Source organism: Microbulbifer regidiadema (SeqCode) (assembly GCF_052466995.1).
In genome coordinates this window covers 3,119,287-3,135,052 of record NZ_CP174297.1, presented here as the reverse complement: position 1 = coordinate 3,135,052, position 15,766 = coordinate 3,119,287, and the positions used below count along the sequence as shown (strand labels likewise).

Sequence of the window (15,766 nt, the reverse complement as noted above, 5' to 3'; positions counted from 1 at the left end):
CATAGCACATGCAGCCTGTAAGGCTTTATTCGAAATTTCTATCCTAACTATCTTATTTATCTATGTACCAACATCAATTTACTTGTGGCAGTAAAACCCCGTTTGGCCTGGGGAAGATCGTCTGTGTCGGGCGCAACTACGCAGATCACGCGGCGGAGTTAAATAACCCGGTGCCGGCAGAGCCTCTGCTGTTTATCAAGCCGGCCACCGCTGCGGCACCGATCGCGGAGACGATCCACTTGCCGGCGGGACGCGGCAGTTGCCATTTTGAAGGCGAGCTGGCGCTGTTGATTGGCAGCCGCTTGAGCGATGCCAATGTAGCAGAGGTTCCCGGGGCCATTGCGGGCCTGGGCCTGTCGCTGGATTTAACCCTGCGCGACTTGCAGGCAGAGTTAAAGAAAGCGGGGCATCCCTGGGAGAAAGCCAAGGGCTTCGATAAATCCTGCCCGCTCTCCCCCTTTGTAAAACTCGATTGGCTGCCGGATTGGGACAAGCTCAGCTACTCCCTGTGGTTAAATGGTGAATTGCGCCAATTGGGCAAAAGCGAAAATATGCTGACCCCGATTCTCGATCTGGTGGCCTATATCAGCAGTTACTTCACGCTCGAACCCGGTGATGTAGTGTTGACCGGTACCCCCGCTGGGGTGGGCCAGCTACACCACGGCGACAAGTTGTCGATGCAGCTCGAAGATGACTGGCTGCAAGTGGAAACACAGGTGGCCTAGTTCGCAACTACAGTGCACCCCTTTGATTTGTGATCACATTTTCGATATAACCGGGAAAACGAAGGGGCTTCTGAATAGCTCCGTGATGCCTCTGCAAGCTCTGAAGGGCGGGCCCTACAGGTCCTGAGACATTGCGGCGCTGTTTAGGGGGTCTCTGCCTGTCCCAAACTAAACGAGGTGTGCCATGTCAGCGCAAAATAATATCCCCCAAAACCTGCAAGAGTGGCAGGCTCTGGCGGCCTCACTGAAGATCGAGGGTCGCGCCTTTATTAACGGCAACTATAGCGATGCTCTTTCCGGTGAAACTCGCGCCACTTTTAATCCGGCCAATGGTGAAGAGCTGGCGCAAATTGCCAGTTGCGGCCCAAATGATGCGGACTTGGCGGTAAAGGTGGCCCGGCAAACCTTCGAGTCTGGCGTTTGGTCGAAGATGCCGCCGATGCAGCGTAAAAAAATTATGGTGCGCTTTGCCGAGCTGATAGAAGAGCAGCGGGTGGAAATTGCCCTGCTAGAGAGTCTGGATGCGGGTAAACCGATTGGCGACACCATGGCGGTGGATGTCCCCGGTGCGGCCACTACGATCCGCTGGAGTGGTGAAGCGATTGACAAGATCTACGACGAAGTGGCGCCGACCGGTCCCGGCGAGCTGGGCCTGGTGACCCGGATGCCCCTGGGGGTGGTGGCTGCCATCGTGCCCTGGAACTTCCCCTTGTCCACAACCGCCTGGAAACTGGGGCCTGCCCTGGCCACGGGCAACAGCGTTATTCTAAAACCCGCCTCCAATACGCCGCTGACCGCGATTAAGCTGGCGGGCCTGGCTAGGCAAGCGGGTCTGCCAGACGGCGTGTTAAATGTACTGCCGGGACCGGGTAGCAGCTTGGGCAAGGCCTTGGGCCTACATATGGATATCGACTGCCTGACCTTTACCGGTTCCACCGAAGTGGGCAAAACCCTGACCGAGTACTCCGGCCAGTCCAACCTCAAGCGCACTTTCTTAGAGCTCGGCGGCAAAAGTCCGAATATTGTCTTTGCCGATGCGGACCTGGATAAGGCGGCAGGAGCAGCGGCCCTGGCCATTTTCTACAACCAGGGGGAGACCTGCACGGCCGGATCGCGTCTGCTGGTGGAAAAATCCATTGCCGATGAGTTTATCCAAAAGGTGAGTAGAGCCGCAGAGTGTTTTAAACCGGGTCATCCCCAGGACCCGAATACCCGTATGGGGGCCCTGATCGATCGCAGTCAGTTTGATACGGTTGAATTTTATGTGGCCAAGGGCCTGGAGCAGGGTGCGCAACTGGTGTGCGGCGGCAAACCGGTGGACGAAGTGGCAGGCGGTTACTATTACGCGCCAACGGTATTTCGCGGTGTCACTGGCGATATGACCATCGCCCGCGAGGAGATTTTTGGCCCGGTGCTATCGGTTATTGAGTTCGAAAGTGAGGAAGAGGCGCTGGCTATTGCCAATGACTCTATCTATGGCCTGGCAGCGGGTATCTGGACCAATAACCTGGGTCGCGCCCACCGTATGGCGCGGGATATCTATGCCGGTTCTGTTTGGGTCAACAACTACTTTGGCGGAGACATCACCGTACCCTTTGGCGGTTTTAAACAGTCTGGTAACGGCCGTGATAAATCACTTCACGCACTGGATAAGTACTGTGAACTTAAATCCACCTGGATCGATTTGAGTTAACACTGCGGTTGGGCCGGCTCGCCGGCCCCTCCCTAGCCTCCACTCAGCGCAGAACTCCCCATCGATATATCGGCTTCCACTGCCGCCTCTATTTTTTATGTCCCGCCATAAAGCACATGGCTATATTGGCGCCTAAAATATTTCTGGCGCGAATTACCTAGTCAGCTATACCTAATTTATTGCCCGGGGAAAAGCATGGGCGAATTATTCAGGGAAGAGTATTCCGCTTCATGGGTTAGCTAACGTGCGGGAGTGCTGACTTGAACAAGATTATTGTTCTCTGTGTGATTTTTGCCGCCAGCGGGGTGTCCTCTGCCCAGGGGGAAAAATCCCCTGTTTTTGGTCAGATAGCAGGGCTTGTCGCCGTGGAAAAGCTTGATGTGAGGGCCTCTCGCACCACCCCTCATAGGCAGAAACAAAGAGAGTGGATACGGTTGTTTGTCAATCGCGGCGATGTGGTCAGGAAAGGGCAAAAAATTGCCGAGCATCGCAATAGCAAGGGCAAGGTGGTTCTTGAGTATATTGCCAATCGAGCCGGTCGAATTTTATTGAAAGATGGTTCAACAAGCGACGCTGTCGATACGACTCTGGAGATTATTACTGTTGGCGAGGATAAATACTGCGAGTATGAGAACTGCACACAGATAGGTACCCGCTAGCTGTACAGGGTTTGTTTGCCGAGAGAGAGCTGTGTAATCTGGAGTTCCCACTAACTACACGGCTTGCTAATGAAACTTATTTATACCCATGAGAACCGTTTGTTGGTTGAGTTGGTAAAGAGCCGGCTGGAAGTCGCCGGAATAAAAACCCGCCTGAAAAATGAATATGCCCAGGGGGCAACTGGCGAGTTGGCCCCCAATCAGGTCTGGCCAGAGTTGTGGCTGGAACGCGATAGAGATTTGGAGCGGGCCCGGCAAGTGCTTGCGGAAGCCGAGGGAGAGTCACACAACTGGATTTGTCCAGGCTGCGCTGAAGAGAATGGCACGGCGTTTGATTTCTGTTGGCAGTGCGGCAGATCACGGCCGGCAGAAGTAGAGTAACTCAAAGCGAGTGGGATATAGGCGTATAACAATTTGCACAGATCAATGGCGGTGTGAAGCTCGTACCCCCCAGATAGCGATTGTCAGGCTGTGCTAATGCGAATTCACTATGGTGACATGGCCTATCAAAGCGAAAGTAGCGCGGCTGCATCAAGAGATCGCCAAAGATTTGCAGGTGTCTTATGACAGTTAGGTCCCACGGTATATCTATCGGTTTGGAGCGGAAGTCCGATTATATTTTCCTCACCCTGAAGGCCCGTGGCAAGTTGACTCATGGAGACTACGAAACCATGGTACCAATCTTGCGGGCGGCCATCGAAAAGGTCGAGCAGCCAAAGATAAACGTATTTATGGATGCGCGAGAGCTTGAGGGCTGGGAGCCACGGGCCGCCTGGGATGACTTTAAACTGGGCATGGAATACGGCCGGGCGTTTAATCGGATTGCGGTACTTTCAGATAAGCGCTGGATAAAAGTTGCCGGCAAAGTGGGTGGCTGGTTTATCGGTGGTGAATTCCGAACTTTTACATCCGAAGCTGAGGCCATGGCCTGGCTGGAGGTGGATAGTTAGAGCTTCTGTGTGTCGGTCGGAAAAAAACTGGGTAAAAATAGTTTATAGAAATCTGGGCTGCCCTGCCTCTGGAGTAGAGATAAAGTTTCTGAATGGTGCCAATGGCAGGGCTTCTCTCCCTAAGGAACGGGTTTAACGTTAACTTATTTAGAAGTAGTCCCTGACATCCCAGGTTTTACGTTTGTCATCCAATTCCAACATGGGCCGCATTATAGAGCTATGCCCCTGGCCGCCGAGGACAAATACTTTGGTGCCCGGCTCGGCGATGTCTTGGATATTGGCATACATGCGGAAGTTTCTCGCCCACCATTTGGTGGATAGTTCGGCCCCAATAAAATTATCGCCCTGGCCAACGTCATTGAGCATTATATAGGAGCCTACATTTATTTTATCTTCAGCGGGATCATTGTGCTTATCAAGAGCTTGTTCCAAGGTTGATGAGGCATACATATCACTAAAACGCTTTTCCCAGGCTGCAAGATAATCATCTATCGATTTTTTCCGCTCGGGAGAACTCTTCTCCAGGTAGGATAAAAGCTCACCGAAAGGAAGATCCTGATCCGAGTCATAACAATTTACTTTTGATAGGCCAGCTTTCTTGGCGACCCTAAATCCCAGCTGTTCGCTTTCTCCTCTATTTAGCTCGTGCTCACCTTTGATATATTGTGCAAAGCGCTGATTCATTTTTCTTTCGTCATTGGTGTGGCACTCCAGAAGAACGTGTGTTGGCGAGTCAGCGGCGATTCGCGCTGATAAATATTCCAAATACCTTTGATTTTCTTCGGTATAAATATCAATGCCTTTTGTTTTTACCATATCCTTACTGGGGCTGCTAAAGTGGCTAAAGTGAAAGCTACCAAAAAGCATAACTTGTGCAGGTTCTGTATTTTCTCCTGACTCCGCATAGGCACTTAGGCCAATAAGCCCCAAAGAAAGTATAATTGAGCTAGCGACTTGTCTTGCTATTTTTTTCATTGAATATCCTTATTTTGTTTCCCTGCATTCAACTCTGAAGTGCATCAGTTAATGTTCTGGAAAAGAATGGCCAGCTGAAGATAATATCTGCCGCTTCTTCTCCACCAAGAGATTAAGTGATGACAAAACGTTACCGACAGCTGAGCGAAGAGCAACGATGCCATATTTGAGCGCTAAAGAAAAGTGATTGGAGTCAGAGGGAAATTATTAGAGGGATTGGTGGTAGCCGGCCTACAATTAACAGGGAGCTCACTCGCTATCGGAGTGGAAAAGGCCACCTGAGACCATTGTGCTAATAGGGGGAAGCTGAAGCTGTAATGGAGCCCAGAAAATTTCTCGGTTGGTTAAACCAGGAGGAAGGCCTGGTGGGGCTCTGAATAAGAAGGTCTATTTTTCACATACATATTTATCTTGGGAGAGGGTCTTAAATGAGAATGCTAATGGCCTGCTGCGCCACTACTTTCCGAAACAAACTGACTTTAATTTTGTGAGTCAAGCAGGTGTCGAAGTGGCTACTGAGTGTTCAAATAATCGGCGGAAAAAATATTGGGCTATAAAGTTTTTAGATGAGTAATCGGAGAATATACTGCTGCCGCAGCAACTTAAAGGGTGATGCGCTTCAGAATTGAGTGCAGGATACAGTTAGAATTGGCGGTGGCAGAGAAGACATCGCAGATGCTCTCCAGGATATTACTGGTGAGTTACAACAAGGGAATTTTTCAATATAAATGCGATTTTTGAATTAAAATCTGATCTAAGCCGAAAATATACAGCTTCGATTAACTTGGTTAATAACAGCTTTCAGTCTTTAGGGTTGTTGGACATTTGCCAGAAATCGTTGAGTAAAAATTGGCTATCCCCGCCCCAGTGATTGAGTACATTACTGAATACTTGGAAGTTCAAGAATTACAGGATGTATTTATTCCAGATATAGTGCTTCTTGGGTTTGGCTTTTGTTTAAGGCCCTATGGTAATGACGTTATTTTCATTATCATTAAAAATCGCCTCCTGGTACGACAGTGCCCATTTTTTAAATAGGCTGCTCCAGAATGTGTATTTTGTCCTCTAGCTTGGCAGATAGATTTGAGCAAGTAGCACCCATAACTGCCTCGCGCTGCTGCTTTTACATACATTTTGTTGATTTTTTGCCCCATCAATGTCGAAGATCAAAAGCAGCCGCACATATCCACAGTAAAATAAACGTTAACTTATTGATTTTGAATGGTTTACGCCTGTGATAAAAAGCAGCAAAATATCAGGATATAATGCAGCTGCAACATATCCATTAGAGTGATTTTTCATCAAGTCTAACTAACATGCTGATTTATATGTATTTTTTTGGATCGAGGCATTTTCTAGCCTTGGGATATATTGGCTGGTGATATAATGCAGCTGCTTTTGAATACACTGTTAGATTGAATCAGAGAAAGGAGTAAACGTTGAGCGCTAAAGATAAGCTTAAGCTATTAAAGGAAAATGAGCAGAGCCTCTTTATTGTTCACTATTCCTGCCAGAATTTGAATGACAATAATGAGAACTATTCGCCAAGGATAACTTCCATTGCTGTGTTGCATGTGGGTAGCTCTACTATGCATAGTTTCTCTATTCATCTAATAGCTGAAATAAAGGGAATTGCCAGAGAGGACATCAATGATCATTACGATGATCTCGAAGGTGAAATGCTAGATCTGTTCTTTGGTTTCGTGGCTGAGAATGACAATGCTTACTGGCTACACTGGAACATGTCGAATATTAATTATGGCTTTGAAGCGCTTGCGCACCGGTATAAAGTTCTAACCCAAAAAGATGCTAAGCGTATTCCTGACTCAAGAAAATTTAACCTCTCAGCATTGATCCTGTCTGTTTATGGAAAAAACTGTGTGGAACATCCAAGAATGGCTAGTTTTATGAAGCTGAACGACGGTGAGCACAGAGATAACCTTTCAGGAAAAGAAGAGGTTGATGCTTTTGCTGCGAAAGAATATGTGAAATTGCACAAGTCAACCATGTCTAAAGTATATTGGTTTCAGCATATGTATTTTTTGCTGCAGCAAAATAAAGTTAGAGTTCATAATAAGAACTGGGGTTACAAGGTTAATCACTTTCTTGAAAGGCCAACAGTCAAAGCGCTAGGGTTTGTTGCTGTAATTTTTTCGTTGTTTCAAATCGTTCAGCTGGGTTTGTCTTCATTAGGCAATAATGAGCAACAGCTCGCTAAAGTAGAAGAGCAATCTAACAAATCAATGCAGCCGACCACTAAAGCGTCGGCTGATTGAAGCGTTAGGTGTCCATGAGAACTGAGACTAAGACTCAAGAGTGGTTCCTGAAGGATCCGAGAACTAGGAAATGGATAAGGCAGTGTGCTGCCTGTGGCCAGTACGGCAGAGATCCAGAAACTCCAGATAATATTCCAAAGGTAAATTTTGAGAATATGTTTCCTGAAATGGATTTGGATGATCGTGGGTTATGTCAATTTTGTGCGTCGAGGTTTAAATAGACAATGTGCCAAGTAAAAACACCTAACAAGTTTGTCAACGATCGCCCTTCGGGCTGGACCGCTAAAAGCGCGGCTTCGCCACAACGCGGCCCGTTACAAAGGCGTTATGTTTCACGAGGTAAGGAGCAAGGATGACTGAAATACTTCTTGAAAGGGTAAGTATCAAGGGGCGGAATTGGGTGCGAACCCACGCAACTGATACAGAGGGCTTCGCTCTTTGCTCAAAGGCTATACACGAAGAAATCGAAGCAGTGGAGCTTGGTGAAGGCAAAGTAACATGTCCTGATTGCATTGAGATCATAAAAAAATGCAAAGGAATACCTGACGCGGATCAACAGCCAGAATATGACAACGAACTCTTCTGGAAGCGGTAAAATATGAGTAAGAATATAGTCCGATTTCCTAAACGTTCTGGAGACAGAAAGCGCTTAGAGGCTAAAGAAGGAAAGCTAAGCTGCGAAGTTTCAGAGCGCTGGATAAAGTTTCCTTCCGCATCTGACAAATTTGATGATATTGAGTACCTCTCACTTGACGTTATGACTAGAGGTTCAAACGACAAAGACAGGAAGATTTGTGAAATCATTATTGATAAACAACAGCTTCTGAAAATGTTAGCAGAGTTGCCAGTCAATGACAGAACCAAAACATAACAATCGCAGGCACTGGGACAAAATTTACGCTTCGCTCCAATTTTGCCCGTGCTGCGGGCGTTATTGTGGCGGCCGATTTTCAGATGTTCTGTAGCTGCTGCAAGCATCAATCTCTATCTGAGCACTTTTTTCTGAGAGTTTTCCTGTAATTTGGTACTACAGTTTCGTTCCAGTGCCATCGTTTTAAGTCAGCAAGCCCTGCAAGCCAGCTACGCCATCATGGAGTGCCAATCAGATAGTTAACCGGTTGGGAAAGTATGGTATTTTCCCCTTTAAATTTATCGGGCAGTGGCCAGCCAAAGTTGGCTGGTAGAGAGCAAGTAGGTGGTTCAGTGCGCGCCAGCCATAACCAGGCTAGTCAAGCTCGCCCAACCCCTCCGGGGCTGGGCTGGACAGCCTACGCGTTGCTTCGGCTGCCCTTGCTAGCGGCGTGATGTTTTGAGAAAGAGTTATGGCTCCAAAATATAGAAGATTCGAGTATGGTATCTCTGGTGATGATCCCAGATTCAATATAGAAAACATGGACGAGAGCGTAGATGAATTTAAGGCTCAAAGAGCCAAATACAAATTGAACGGAGTCGAGTATGAAAATATAAGTTTAATCCCGGAAAAATATGCTCAAGAAGTAGGTGAATACCTAGAGCAATACCCTGAAGGAGATAAATATATTTTCGTGTTTCACAAAGATCCACCGAAATTAAGGAAAGCAAAATTAAGTAGAGTGCTCCCAATTTGGGTTTGGCTTACTTTATTGTGTGGTGTAATCGTGTTTAGTGAATGGTGGTCGGCCTTTGGAAGTTAAACATAACAATTACAAGCAGGCTGCTACGGGCCCTTGGCCCTTGGCCCTTCGCGGGACGGCCTACGCTACGCTCCAGTCGCCCCTGTTGTAGTCGTTAGGTTTACCCAATGAACATTGTGATTGTCGTCGTATCTGGAATTTTGTACTTGATATTCGGTGTGGTAGTTGGCTTCGCGTTAAGCTCACATAAAGATGTATTATTAGGTCGTAGGCCAAACACACAAAATAAATTCATACTATTTTTAGCTAGGCCAACTCAGAGTATGCAGGGTATTGATAAGGTTGTATTCGTAATTGCTATGCTCTTATGGTTTCCAGTGTTTATATGCTTGGTTGCAGCGCCTATTGTGTTGGCATCTAAATATGCTCCTGAATTAGAGCAATTAATCTTTATTATGCTAATACCGTGTGTGCTTGCTGGTAAGTTTTATGGTTCTTATAAGTGGCGTACTTTGCTATAAACCTAACGAGGCAATGTAGCACAGCCACTTTGTGGCTTGGACAGCCTAGCCGTCGCTCGTTTTGTGCATGGCTACGCCATTGTTGCACAAAACAATCAACAACTAGTCTGCCGCTGATTGCGGCGCTAAGTTTTATACACAAGTGAACCAGTGAAAATTACTACTCTGATAAGCTCTACAAGAGTATTGAGAACTTCAACTCTATCTACTACAGGCAAGATCAGATACCTAAGTAGAGAGGGATACTGGTGATTATATAATCAATATGCGCTCTACTCCAGGGAGAGCGTTAGATTTAGCGTAAAACTCAAGCGCTTTTGGTCTTACAGACAGTTAAATTTCATCCATTCCAGTCGGGAAGCTAGGCTATTTCTCTGTATGAGGCTTTGAATAGGATTCAAATATGTGTATAAAACACAGTTGCGGCGTTATGCTCGGGTAGGAATAAAATGAATCGCATATTTCTTGCAATAGTTCTAATCGCTCTTGGCGGTTGTGCATCCCAGGAAGTGAGGGATATAGAGCTTCCTACAATCATGAATATTGAAGGTGAAAATTTTATTTCTGCAGCCGCATTCAGCGAACATGAGGTAAGTATCACCAGACCAGAAAGTGCTGAGTTGATAGTGAGTATCCCTGAAAAAGAGGCGCCAATTTATTGGTCTTGTGGTGGGGTCTACTGGGACGGTCTCGTTCAAGGCCAAAATATATTAGAAGAAGCAGATTTGGTCTTGGACTTTAAAGGCGTTAAAGAGGTTTGGGTTCCAATAGAAGGAGAGCCCAAAAAACTGTACATTTTCGAGGTCCGCTAGCATAACAATCAGCGGCAGAGCGACAGCCAACGCTACGCACCGTTTGTGTTACTCGCTGCGCTCAAACATTAACATAAAATGCGCTCCGCGCTGGCTGCGCTTGCGCTGGGCGTTATACAAACCAAATGAGGCCTTCCTAGATTGATGTTGAAATTAAGTGATAGCCTTGAAAGGCTAATTGATAATGAAGTGCCTCCTATAGTAATCGCTCTATTGGCTAGCCATGAGATGATTGAAAAGGATGATCTGAGTATCTACGACGTGATGTCTGATGATGTGCAGTCAGAGATAAGGTCTTTAGCTAAGGCTTACGAAGAGAAAGGGGAAGTCGTTCTTGTTGGTGGAGGTGGGCCTTTCGATCACACTGAGCTGGCTAAAAATATCGTATCTTTCTTTCAAAGTAAGAATGTACAGTTTTAGCGCATGGTATAAATCGGGTAGCCGGTAGTTTCTAGCTACCGGCCCCCACACCACCCATCGTGCGGGTCCGCAATGGGCGGTTCCCTATCCGTAATGAATCTCTACCCAGCGGTCACGTAACGAAATCAAGCCCATCTTTTGGAAAAGCTCATTGTTGAGTGCAATATGAATACCTTCGGTCTTTGCATTTCGCCAGTAACTCTTACCGGACGATCCACAAGTGACAGCCAGTGATTCACTCACACCCATGCGTAGTAAGTTTCGGACTTTCGTTCTCACTTTACGCCAGTTTTTCCAGTAGCTCATTCTCAATCTTCGCCGTATCCAGCAGTCAAGATCGATACATTTTTGATAGCCTTGCGCTATACCAAAATAATTGATCCAACCACGGAGGAACACGGTAAGTTCTTTCAATTTCTTTTCCATAGAAATACCACGGGATCGCCCTGTAATCTGGCGGATGCGGTATTTAAATTGGAGCAGGGACTTATCATGCCAGACGAGCCTTGCACCGCGAAAAGAGAATCCCAAAAACTTACAGCGGCTGACAGGAACTACTTGGCTTTTAGTATCGTTAACTTTGAGCTTAAGCTTGCGTTCAACAAAGCGTTTAATACTCGCCATAACCCGTTCACCCGCGCGCTTAGAAGCAACAACAATCACAAAATCATCCGCATAGCGAACAAAATCATGTCGGCGTTTTTCCAGCGCTTTATCGAGCAGGTCGAGTACAATGTTGGAGAGTAGCGGCGATAAAGGGCCCCCTTGTGGCACCCCCTCATGACAGGCTTTCCAGCATCCATTTTCTACACTTCCTGCACGCAAGTAACTTGCGATCAACTTGAGTAAACGCTTATCGCTGATTCTTTGGCCAAGTAAACTCATGAGGAAGTCATGGTTGACCCGGTCGAAGAACTTAGATAAATCGACATCTACGGCTATTCGCTTCCCGCCTTCGATATACTTCTGTAGCTTTTTCACCGCATGATGCTGTGATCGCTTTGGGCGGAATCCATAGCTGAACTCCGAAAAGGTTTTATCGAAATTGGGACCGATGATTTGGGCGATAGCCTGCTGAATAACACGATCAAAGATCGTAGGTATCCCGAGCCCACGCCGGCCACCATCTGGCTTGAGAATGTAGACGCGCCTGACGGGAAGCGGCTGGTAATGACCCTGTCGAATAGTCTCGATGAGGTCGTCGCCAACTGCCTTGAAGTGCTGCACAAAATTATCGACAGTAATCCCGTCAATGCCTGCGGCACCTTTGTTGCTTCGCACGTGTTTCCATGCAGCATTAAGATTTTCTTTGCTGAGGATGATTTCAAGCAGATTTTCATTTGAGTTGAGTGTCATGGCAGTGCGCTACGTCAATTTTATATCCGGCTGGCAACACATCGGTAGGCTAGCCCTGTCTTTTAACTCGTGGATTTTGGGTTCAGGCCTTCACCGTATCCAAGGTATTAATCTTGGCATTAGGCTACTATGCCGTCGGCTGACTTCTGTTCAATTACCTTGGCCATTACTGGCCGAGGCGCCGCTGTATTCCCCCAATTTTGTTTACCCCCGCGATGGTGGCTAGCGGGCTGGGCCTACTTATGAGTCAGCGGCCACGCTGACAGCTTTACAGCAGCAGGTTGAACAGATCTCCCCAGATAAGAACGTGAACTTTCACTACACAACTGCATCATTTACTCTACCCGTTAGACCACATGGCTTCGGTATCCTTGGCTACCTCGCCTCCAGGCTAAGCCTTATATGATGTTTCTGTTCGTCAGCTCGTAGCTTTGCTAGTGGCTTCCTCCCCACAAGACCTCACGGTCTTGCAGTTGCCATTTGCTAGTAGTTAGCATTTAATGGAGACCATTAAACGGTGATCCTCCTACAGGGGACTTTCACCCCATTAGTTCACGCCCATGCTGGGCGTACCAAGTTGCGCAAGAGAGACGTATTTTTAGCTGCTTCAATTTGTGCTTTAATAGCACAAATCAAAACAACTAAAAAACGCCCCTTCGCAAGGTGTTAAATACCATGAGAAATCCATATGTTAATCCAATACCTATGAATCCGATCACTCCAGAAGAGTGTAAGATTGTTGAGATTATGAGAGAACAGACTCTAGATACTGTTATAAATGTCTGGACTAAAGAGAGTTACCCGTTCGATGAAGAGGATGAAAAATTTGAGTGCACAGCAGGCTTTGTGGTGCATACAAGTGAACTCATAAATGGCCTGTACGTCGGTACAAAAATATACATTGTGTGGTATACCTCCAAAAAAATTAAAATAGAGTTTTATGGCAGCAGCATTTAACAATTACAAGCAGGCTGCTACGGGCCTTTGGCCCTTCGCGGGACGGCCTACGCTACGCTCCGGCCGCCCCTGTTGTAGTCGTTAAGATTTTAAAAATGGAATTGAACTATGGAACAGTTTCGAATAATCCAAGATATTCGAGAGTATATTAAGAGCTACGATGCGTTTTTTGCGAGGCCAACACAAAGAGGTGAACATCCAACTCTTTACATGGATGATCAGCAAGGGAAAACGTACAATAATATTCGAGAAAAGGATTACCTTTTTTCACAATGTAAGCAATGGGTTGTACCACACCCTCAAATGGGGCTTTCTTTTTCAGCTCATTGGCGGCACTTAAAGGACCAGTTCAGGCTCAAAAAGAAACACGCCAAGGGCAGTCCGGTCGATGTATTTTGGGTAATAGAGAAATGCGATCTACCAGAAGGACTTGAGTTTGTGGCTGATGAGAGGGACAAGCAGCATTATTTCTTAGCGGTCACTCGAGAAATGACCACAACCCAATTGCGGCAAAAGCTTGTTTGGCTTGCTGATAGAATGTCAGTTATTAGGGAGGCTCAAGACGCTTTATGATCAAATATAGATTTAATGAAGAAAAAGACATTATTCTTCACTATGCAAACGCCCTTGGTGATAAAAAAACAAGCGCTATAATTTTCAATGGTATGGTTTCTGATTCAGAAGAAGCATTTCATTTAGCAAAGTTTTTTTGGGCTATGGTCGATTTATCCGTAGAAGATATAGAAAAAGGAACTATGGTTTGCGGGCATAAAGACCTCGAAGCTTGGAATGAATACATAATGAACTCCTTACGTTCATATTTACGATCAAGTGGCTACGCAGATGAGTGGGAGAGGGCTTCGGACCAATCTTAACAATCACAGGCAGTCGGACCTACGCAAGCAAGCTTGCTTCGTCCGCTGCTGTTAGCGTTAGGGCTACGGCACGTCAAAGCTATGGATAAATTCTCAAGAAAAGTTAAAGCTCAATTTATCCAGGAATTTCCCGACTGGGAAAAATTTTGCTTTACTGCAATGGATGAAGGAGAAGAGGTACTATCAGTCAAAGTTCCAAGTCCTTCAGGTGGTGAGGAGTGTCCGTTGAGTGTTGACACGTTTCGAGCGGGAAAGCCGATTACATGGCGAAGGGGCTGACAGTAATATCGGTGTGCAACAGAAACATAGTCCGGACAAAGTAGGGCTGGATACACTATGACAACCGCCTTGCACGCCATCGCATTTAAAGCACAGAGCCACCCCACGCACAGGTTTCAGAATTTATACGGACTGCTAAATTCCAACCTGCTGTATCAAAGCTGGGGCCAGCTCAACAAGCAGGCCCGCCCCGGTATCGATGGAGTAACAACCGAAGCTTACCGGCAAGGTCTGCCACAAAATATCCAATGCCTACATCAACGGCTGTGTGACAAGCGTTACCGTACCCAGGCGATTAAGCGGGTATTGATTCCCAAAGGCAACGGCAAGCAGCGCCCACTGGGGCTGCCTACGGTGGAAGACAAACTGGTGCAGCAGAGCGTAGCGCAGCTACTGCAAAGTATCTGGGAGCAGGATTTTCTGCCCTTTAGCTACGGCTACCGCCCCAGGAAAAGCGCCCACCAAGCCGTACATAGCCTTGGCTTAAACCTGCAATTCAAAGGCTACGGTTACATCGTTGAAGCCGATATTAAAGGCTTCTTCGATCAGCTGGATCACGACTGGCTACTGCGCATGCTAGCCCTTCGTATCGACGATAAAGCCCTGCTGACACTGATTAAACAGTGGCTTAAGGTGCGCGTGCAAACTCCAGATGGTAAGTTCAGTAAAGCGGCAGCAGGCACCCCGCAAGGTGGCGTGATCAGTCCGGTACTGGCGAACATCTATCTGCACTACGTCCTGGATTTGTGGTTCGAGAAGAAGGTTAAGCCGCATATGCGTGGCAGAGCCATGCTAATCCGGTACGCCGATGATTATGTAGCGGCTTTCCAATTGAAAACGGATGCAGAGCGATTTTACCGGGTACTACCGCAACGGCTGAACAAGTTTGGCCTGCAGTTAGCCCCCGAGAAAACGCACCTGAAGCGCTTTAGCCGCTTCCATCCGGGCCGAAAACGGCAGTTCCAGTTTCTGGGTTTTGAGTTCTACTGGAGCCTGGACGTCAACAAACGTCCCAGGCTCAGGCGCCGGACTGCCGCAAAGAAACGGAAGGGCACAATGGAAGCGCTCTACCACTGGATCAAAGCCAAGCGCAGTGAGCGTCTGAGAGAATGGCTGCCCACACTGAAGCGCAAGCTACAAGGCTTCCAGAACTACTTCGGTCTGCCAGACAACAGTCGAAGCTTGTCCCGTTTGTACAGCTATGTTCTACACAGTATGCACAAATGGCTCAATCGACGGAGTCAGCGCAAGAGTTACAACTGGAACAGTCTAAAGGAAATGCTGGGATATTTTGGGCTAAAGCCACCGCGAGTATACAAACGCAGTATACTTGTGGACTGGTATTAGGGTTCGTGCTTTACACGAGCGAATATATTACTGAAGAGCCGGATGCGGTAGTTCCGCACGTCCGGATCTGCGTGGGGGCAGTTAGGGTAACCGGCTGTCCTACCACTACTGAGTATATTGAGAATGTTAACTAAAACTCCTGAATTTTGGGGGCGGCGCCTAGAAAAAGCTTCAAGAGATCTTAAACTAGCTTCTGGTTTACTTATCTTTGGCATTGTTGCGTCTATGGTTCTTTGGTTTTGCAACTCAATTCTCTTTGTTTTTTCTGCATCGATAATTGCGGCGGGAATACTAAGTTTAATTTTTAA

18 protein-coding genes are annotated in these 15,766 nt (G+C 47.0%); 16 read left to right on the top strand and 2 right to left on the bottom strand.

Annotated elements, in window-relative coordinates:
• The first annotated feature begins 62 nt into the window (after positions 1 to 62).
• The 5 genes from ACJJIK_RS13670 (at position 63) to ACJJIK_RS13650 (ending at position 4,027) form a co-directional block, all read left to right on the top strand.
• Positions 63 to 725 carry a fumarylacetoacetate hydrolase family protein gene (locus ACJJIK_RS13670; RefSeq protein ID WP_444943068.1) on the top strand — a complete coding sequence of 221 codons (663 nt, stop codon included), beginning with the start codon at positions 63 to 65 and terminating at the stop codon, positions 723 to 725.
• A gap of 184 nt (positions 726 to 909) precedes the next feature.
• A complete protein-coding gene (locus ACJJIK_RS13665; protein ID WP_444943067.1) occupies positions 910 to 2,418 on the top strand; it encodes an aldehyde dehydrogenase in 1,509 nt (502 codons plus the stop codon).
• 260 nt (positions 2,419 to 2,678) lie between these two features.
• Complete coding sequence (locus ACJJIK_RS13660) at positions 2,679 to 3,077, top strand: hypothetical protein (protein WP_444943066.1); 399 nt, start codon at positions 2,679 to 2,681, stop codon at positions 3,075 to 3,077.
• A 69-nt stretch (positions 3,078 to 3,146) separates the two neighbouring features.
• A complete protein-coding gene (locus ACJJIK_RS13655) occupies positions 3,147 to 3,458 on the top strand; it encodes a putative signal transducing protein (RefSeq protein ID WP_444928849.1) in 312 nt (103 codons plus the stop codon).
• A 182-nt stretch (positions 3,459 to 3,640) separates the two neighbouring features.
• Positions 3,641 to 4,027: an STAS/SEC14 domain-containing protein gene (locus ACJJIK_RS13650; protein WP_444928848.1), complete on the top strand. Its 387-nt coding sequence runs from the start codon at positions 3,641 to 3,643 to the stop codon at positions 4,025 to 4,027.
• 147 nt (positions 4,028 to 4,174) lie between these two features.
• Here ACJJIK_RS13650 and ACJJIK_RS13645 read toward each other — a convergent pair whose 3' ends face one another.
• Positions 4,175 to 5,002, bottom strand: a complete 828-nt coding sequence (locus ACJJIK_RS13645) for a DUF5694 domain-containing protein (protein ID WP_444943065.1) — start codon at positions 5,000 to 5,002, stop codon at positions 4,175 to 4,177.
• 1,439 nt (positions 5,003 to 6,441) lie between these two features.
• On the opposite strand from ACJJIK_RS13645, the gene ACJJIK_RS13640 reads away from it, so the two are divergent.
• The 7 genes from ACJJIK_RS13640 to ACJJIK_RS13610 all read left to right on the top strand — a co-directional run bounded on the left by ACJJIK_RS13640 (position 6,442) and on the right by ACJJIK_RS13610 (position 10,644).
• A complete protein-coding gene (locus ACJJIK_RS13640) occupies positions 6,442 to 7,278 on the top strand; it encodes a hypothetical protein (RefSeq protein WP_444943064.1) in 837 nt (278 codons plus the stop codon).
• 352 nt (positions 7,279 to 7,630) lie between these two features.
• Complete coding sequence (locus ACJJIK_RS13635) at positions 7,631 to 7,873, top strand: hypothetical protein (protein WP_444943063.1); 243 nt, start codon at positions 7,631 to 7,633, stop codon at positions 7,871 to 7,873.
• A gap of 3 nt (positions 7,874 to 7,876) precedes the next feature.
• On the top strand, positions 7,877 to 8,149 hold the full coding sequence (locus ACJJIK_RS13630; RefSeq protein ID WP_444943062.1) for a hypothetical protein: 273 nt from the start codon (positions 7,877 to 7,879) through the stop codon (positions 8,147 to 8,149).
• A 451-nt stretch (positions 8,150 to 8,600) separates the two neighbouring features.
• A complete protein-coding gene (locus ACJJIK_RS13625) occupies positions 8,601 to 8,951 on the top strand; it encodes a hypothetical protein (RefSeq protein ID WP_299589350.1) in 351 nt (116 codons plus the stop codon).
• A 107-nt stretch (positions 8,952 to 9,058) separates the two neighbouring features.
• On the top strand, positions 9,059 to 9,412 hold the full coding sequence (locus ACJJIK_RS13620) for a hypothetical protein (RefSeq protein ID WP_444893094.1): 354 nt from the start codon (positions 9,059 to 9,061) through the stop codon (positions 9,410 to 9,412).
• Between the two features lie 449 nt (positions 9,413 to 9,861).
• Positions 9,862 to 10,224 carry a hypothetical protein gene (locus tag ACJJIK_RS13615; protein ID WP_444943061.1) on the top strand — a complete coding sequence of 121 codons (363 nt, stop codon included), beginning with the start codon at positions 9,862 to 9,864 and terminating at the stop codon, positions 10,222 to 10,224.
• A 147-nt stretch (positions 10,225 to 10,371) separates the two neighbouring features.
• The gene (locus ACJJIK_RS13610) at positions 10,372 to 10,644 is read left to right on the top strand and encodes a hypothetical protein (protein WP_444943060.1); all 273 of its coding nucleotides are present in this window, start codon (positions 10,372 to 10,374) and stop codon (positions 10,642 to 10,644) included.
• An 84-nt stretch (positions 10,645 to 10,728) separates the two neighbouring features.
• Here ACJJIK_RS13610 and ltrA (ACJJIK_RS13605) read toward each other — a convergent pair whose 3' ends face one another.
• A complete protein-coding gene (gene ltrA, locus ACJJIK_RS13605) occupies positions 10,729 to 12,000 on the bottom strand; it encodes a group II intron reverse transcriptase/maturase (RefSeq protein WP_444943059.1) in 1,272 nt (423 codons plus the stop codon).
• A 675-nt stretch (positions 12,001 to 12,675) separates the two neighbouring features.
• Here ltrA (ACJJIK_RS13605) and ACJJIK_RS13600 point away from each other — a divergent pair.
• From ACJJIK_RS13600 to ltrA (ACJJIK_RS13585), 4 genes are all read left to right on the top strand, one after another.
• Positions 12,676 to 12,957 carry a hypothetical protein gene (locus tag ACJJIK_RS13600; protein ID WP_444943058.1) on the top strand — a complete coding sequence of 94 codons (282 nt, stop codon included), beginning with the start codon at positions 12,676 to 12,678 and terminating at the stop codon, positions 12,955 to 12,957.
• 108 nt (positions 12,958 to 13,065) lie between these two features.
• Complete coding sequence (locus tag ACJJIK_RS13595; RefSeq protein ID WP_444943057.1) at positions 13,066 to 13,530, top strand: hypothetical protein; 465 nt, start codon at positions 13,066 to 13,068, stop codon at positions 13,528 to 13,530.
• Positions 13,527 to 13,832: a hypothetical protein gene (locus tag ACJJIK_RS13590; RefSeq protein WP_444943056.1), complete on the top strand. Its 306-nt coding sequence runs from the start codon at positions 13,527 to 13,529 to the stop codon at positions 13,830 to 13,832. Before ACJJIK_RS13595 ends, ACJJIK_RS13590 begins: the two co-directional genes overlap by 4 nt.
• 336 nt (positions 13,833 to 14,168) lie before the next feature.
• The gene (gene ltrA / locus ACJJIK_RS13585) at positions 14,169 to 15,458 is read left to right on the top strand and encodes a group II intron reverse transcriptase/maturase (protein ID WP_444943055.1); all 1,290 of its coding nucleotides are present in this window, start codon (positions 14,169 to 14,171) and stop codon (positions 15,456 to 15,458) included.
• The last annotated feature ends 308 nt before the right edge of the window (positions 15,459 to 15,766 follow it).

What these genes read in the sequence shown, in the direction of transcription:
- ACJJIK_RS13670 (WP_444943068.1), top strand. Translation starts at nt 63, where the DNA reads ATGTACCAACATCAATTTACTTGTGGCAGTAAAACCCCGTTTGGCCTG.
- ACJJIK_RS13665 (WP_444943067.1), top strand. Translation starts at nt 910, where the DNA reads ATGTCAGCGCAAAATAATATCCCCCAAAACCTGCAAGAGTGGCAGGCT.
- ACJJIK_RS13655 (WP_444928849.1), top strand. Translation starts at nt 3,147, where the DNA reads ATGAAACTTATTTATACCCATGAGAACCGTTTGTTGGTTGAGTTGGTA.
- ACJJIK_RS13650 (WP_444928848.1), top strand. Translation starts at nt 3,641, where the DNA reads ATGACAGTTAGGTCCCACGGTATATCTATCGGTTTGGAGCGGAAGTCC.
- ACJJIK_RS13645 (WP_444943065.1), bottom strand. Translation starts at nt 5,002, where the DNA reads ATGAAAAAAATAGCAAGACAAGTCGCTAGCTCAATTATACTTTCTTTG.
- ACJJIK_RS13635 (WP_444943063.1), top strand. Translation starts at nt 7,631, where the DNA reads ATGACTGAAATACTTCTTGAAAGGGTAAGTATCAAGGGGCGGAATTGG.
- ACJJIK_RS13630 (WP_444943062.1), top strand. Translation starts at nt 7,877, where the DNA reads ATGAGTAAGAATATAGTCCGATTTCCTAAACGTTCTGGAGACAGAAAG.
- ACJJIK_RS13625 (WP_299589350.1), top strand. Translation starts at nt 8,601, where the DNA reads ATGGCTCCAAAATATAGAAGATTCGAGTATGGTATCTCTGGTGATGAT.
- ACJJIK_RS13620 (WP_444893094.1), top strand. Translation starts at nt 9,059, where the DNA reads ATGAACATTGTGATTGTCGTCGTATCTGGAATTTTGTACTTGATATTC.
- ACJJIK_RS13615 (WP_444943061.1), top strand. Translation starts at nt 9,862, where the DNA reads ATGAATCGCATATTTCTTGCAATAGTTCTAATCGCTCTTGGCGGTTGT.
- ltrA (WP_444943059.1), bottom strand. Translation starts at nt 12,000, where the DNA reads ATGACACTCAACTCAAATGAAAATCTGCTTGAAATCATCCTCAGCAAA.
- ACJJIK_RS13600 (WP_444943058.1), top strand. Translation starts at nt 12,676, where the DNA reads ATGAGAAATCCATATGTTAATCCAATACCTATGAATCCGATCACTCCA.
- ACJJIK_RS13595 (WP_444943057.1), top strand. Translation starts at nt 13,066, where the DNA reads ATGGAACAGTTTCGAATAATCCAAGATATTCGAGAGTATATTAAGAGC.
- ACJJIK_RS13590 (WP_444943056.1), top strand. Translation starts at nt 13,527, where the DNA reads ATGATCAAATATAGATTTAATGAAGAAAAAGACATTATTCTTCACTAT.
- ltrA (WP_444943055.1), top strand. Translation starts at nt 14,169, where the DNA reads ATGACAACCGCCTTGCACGCCATCGCATTTAAAGCACAGAGCCACCCC.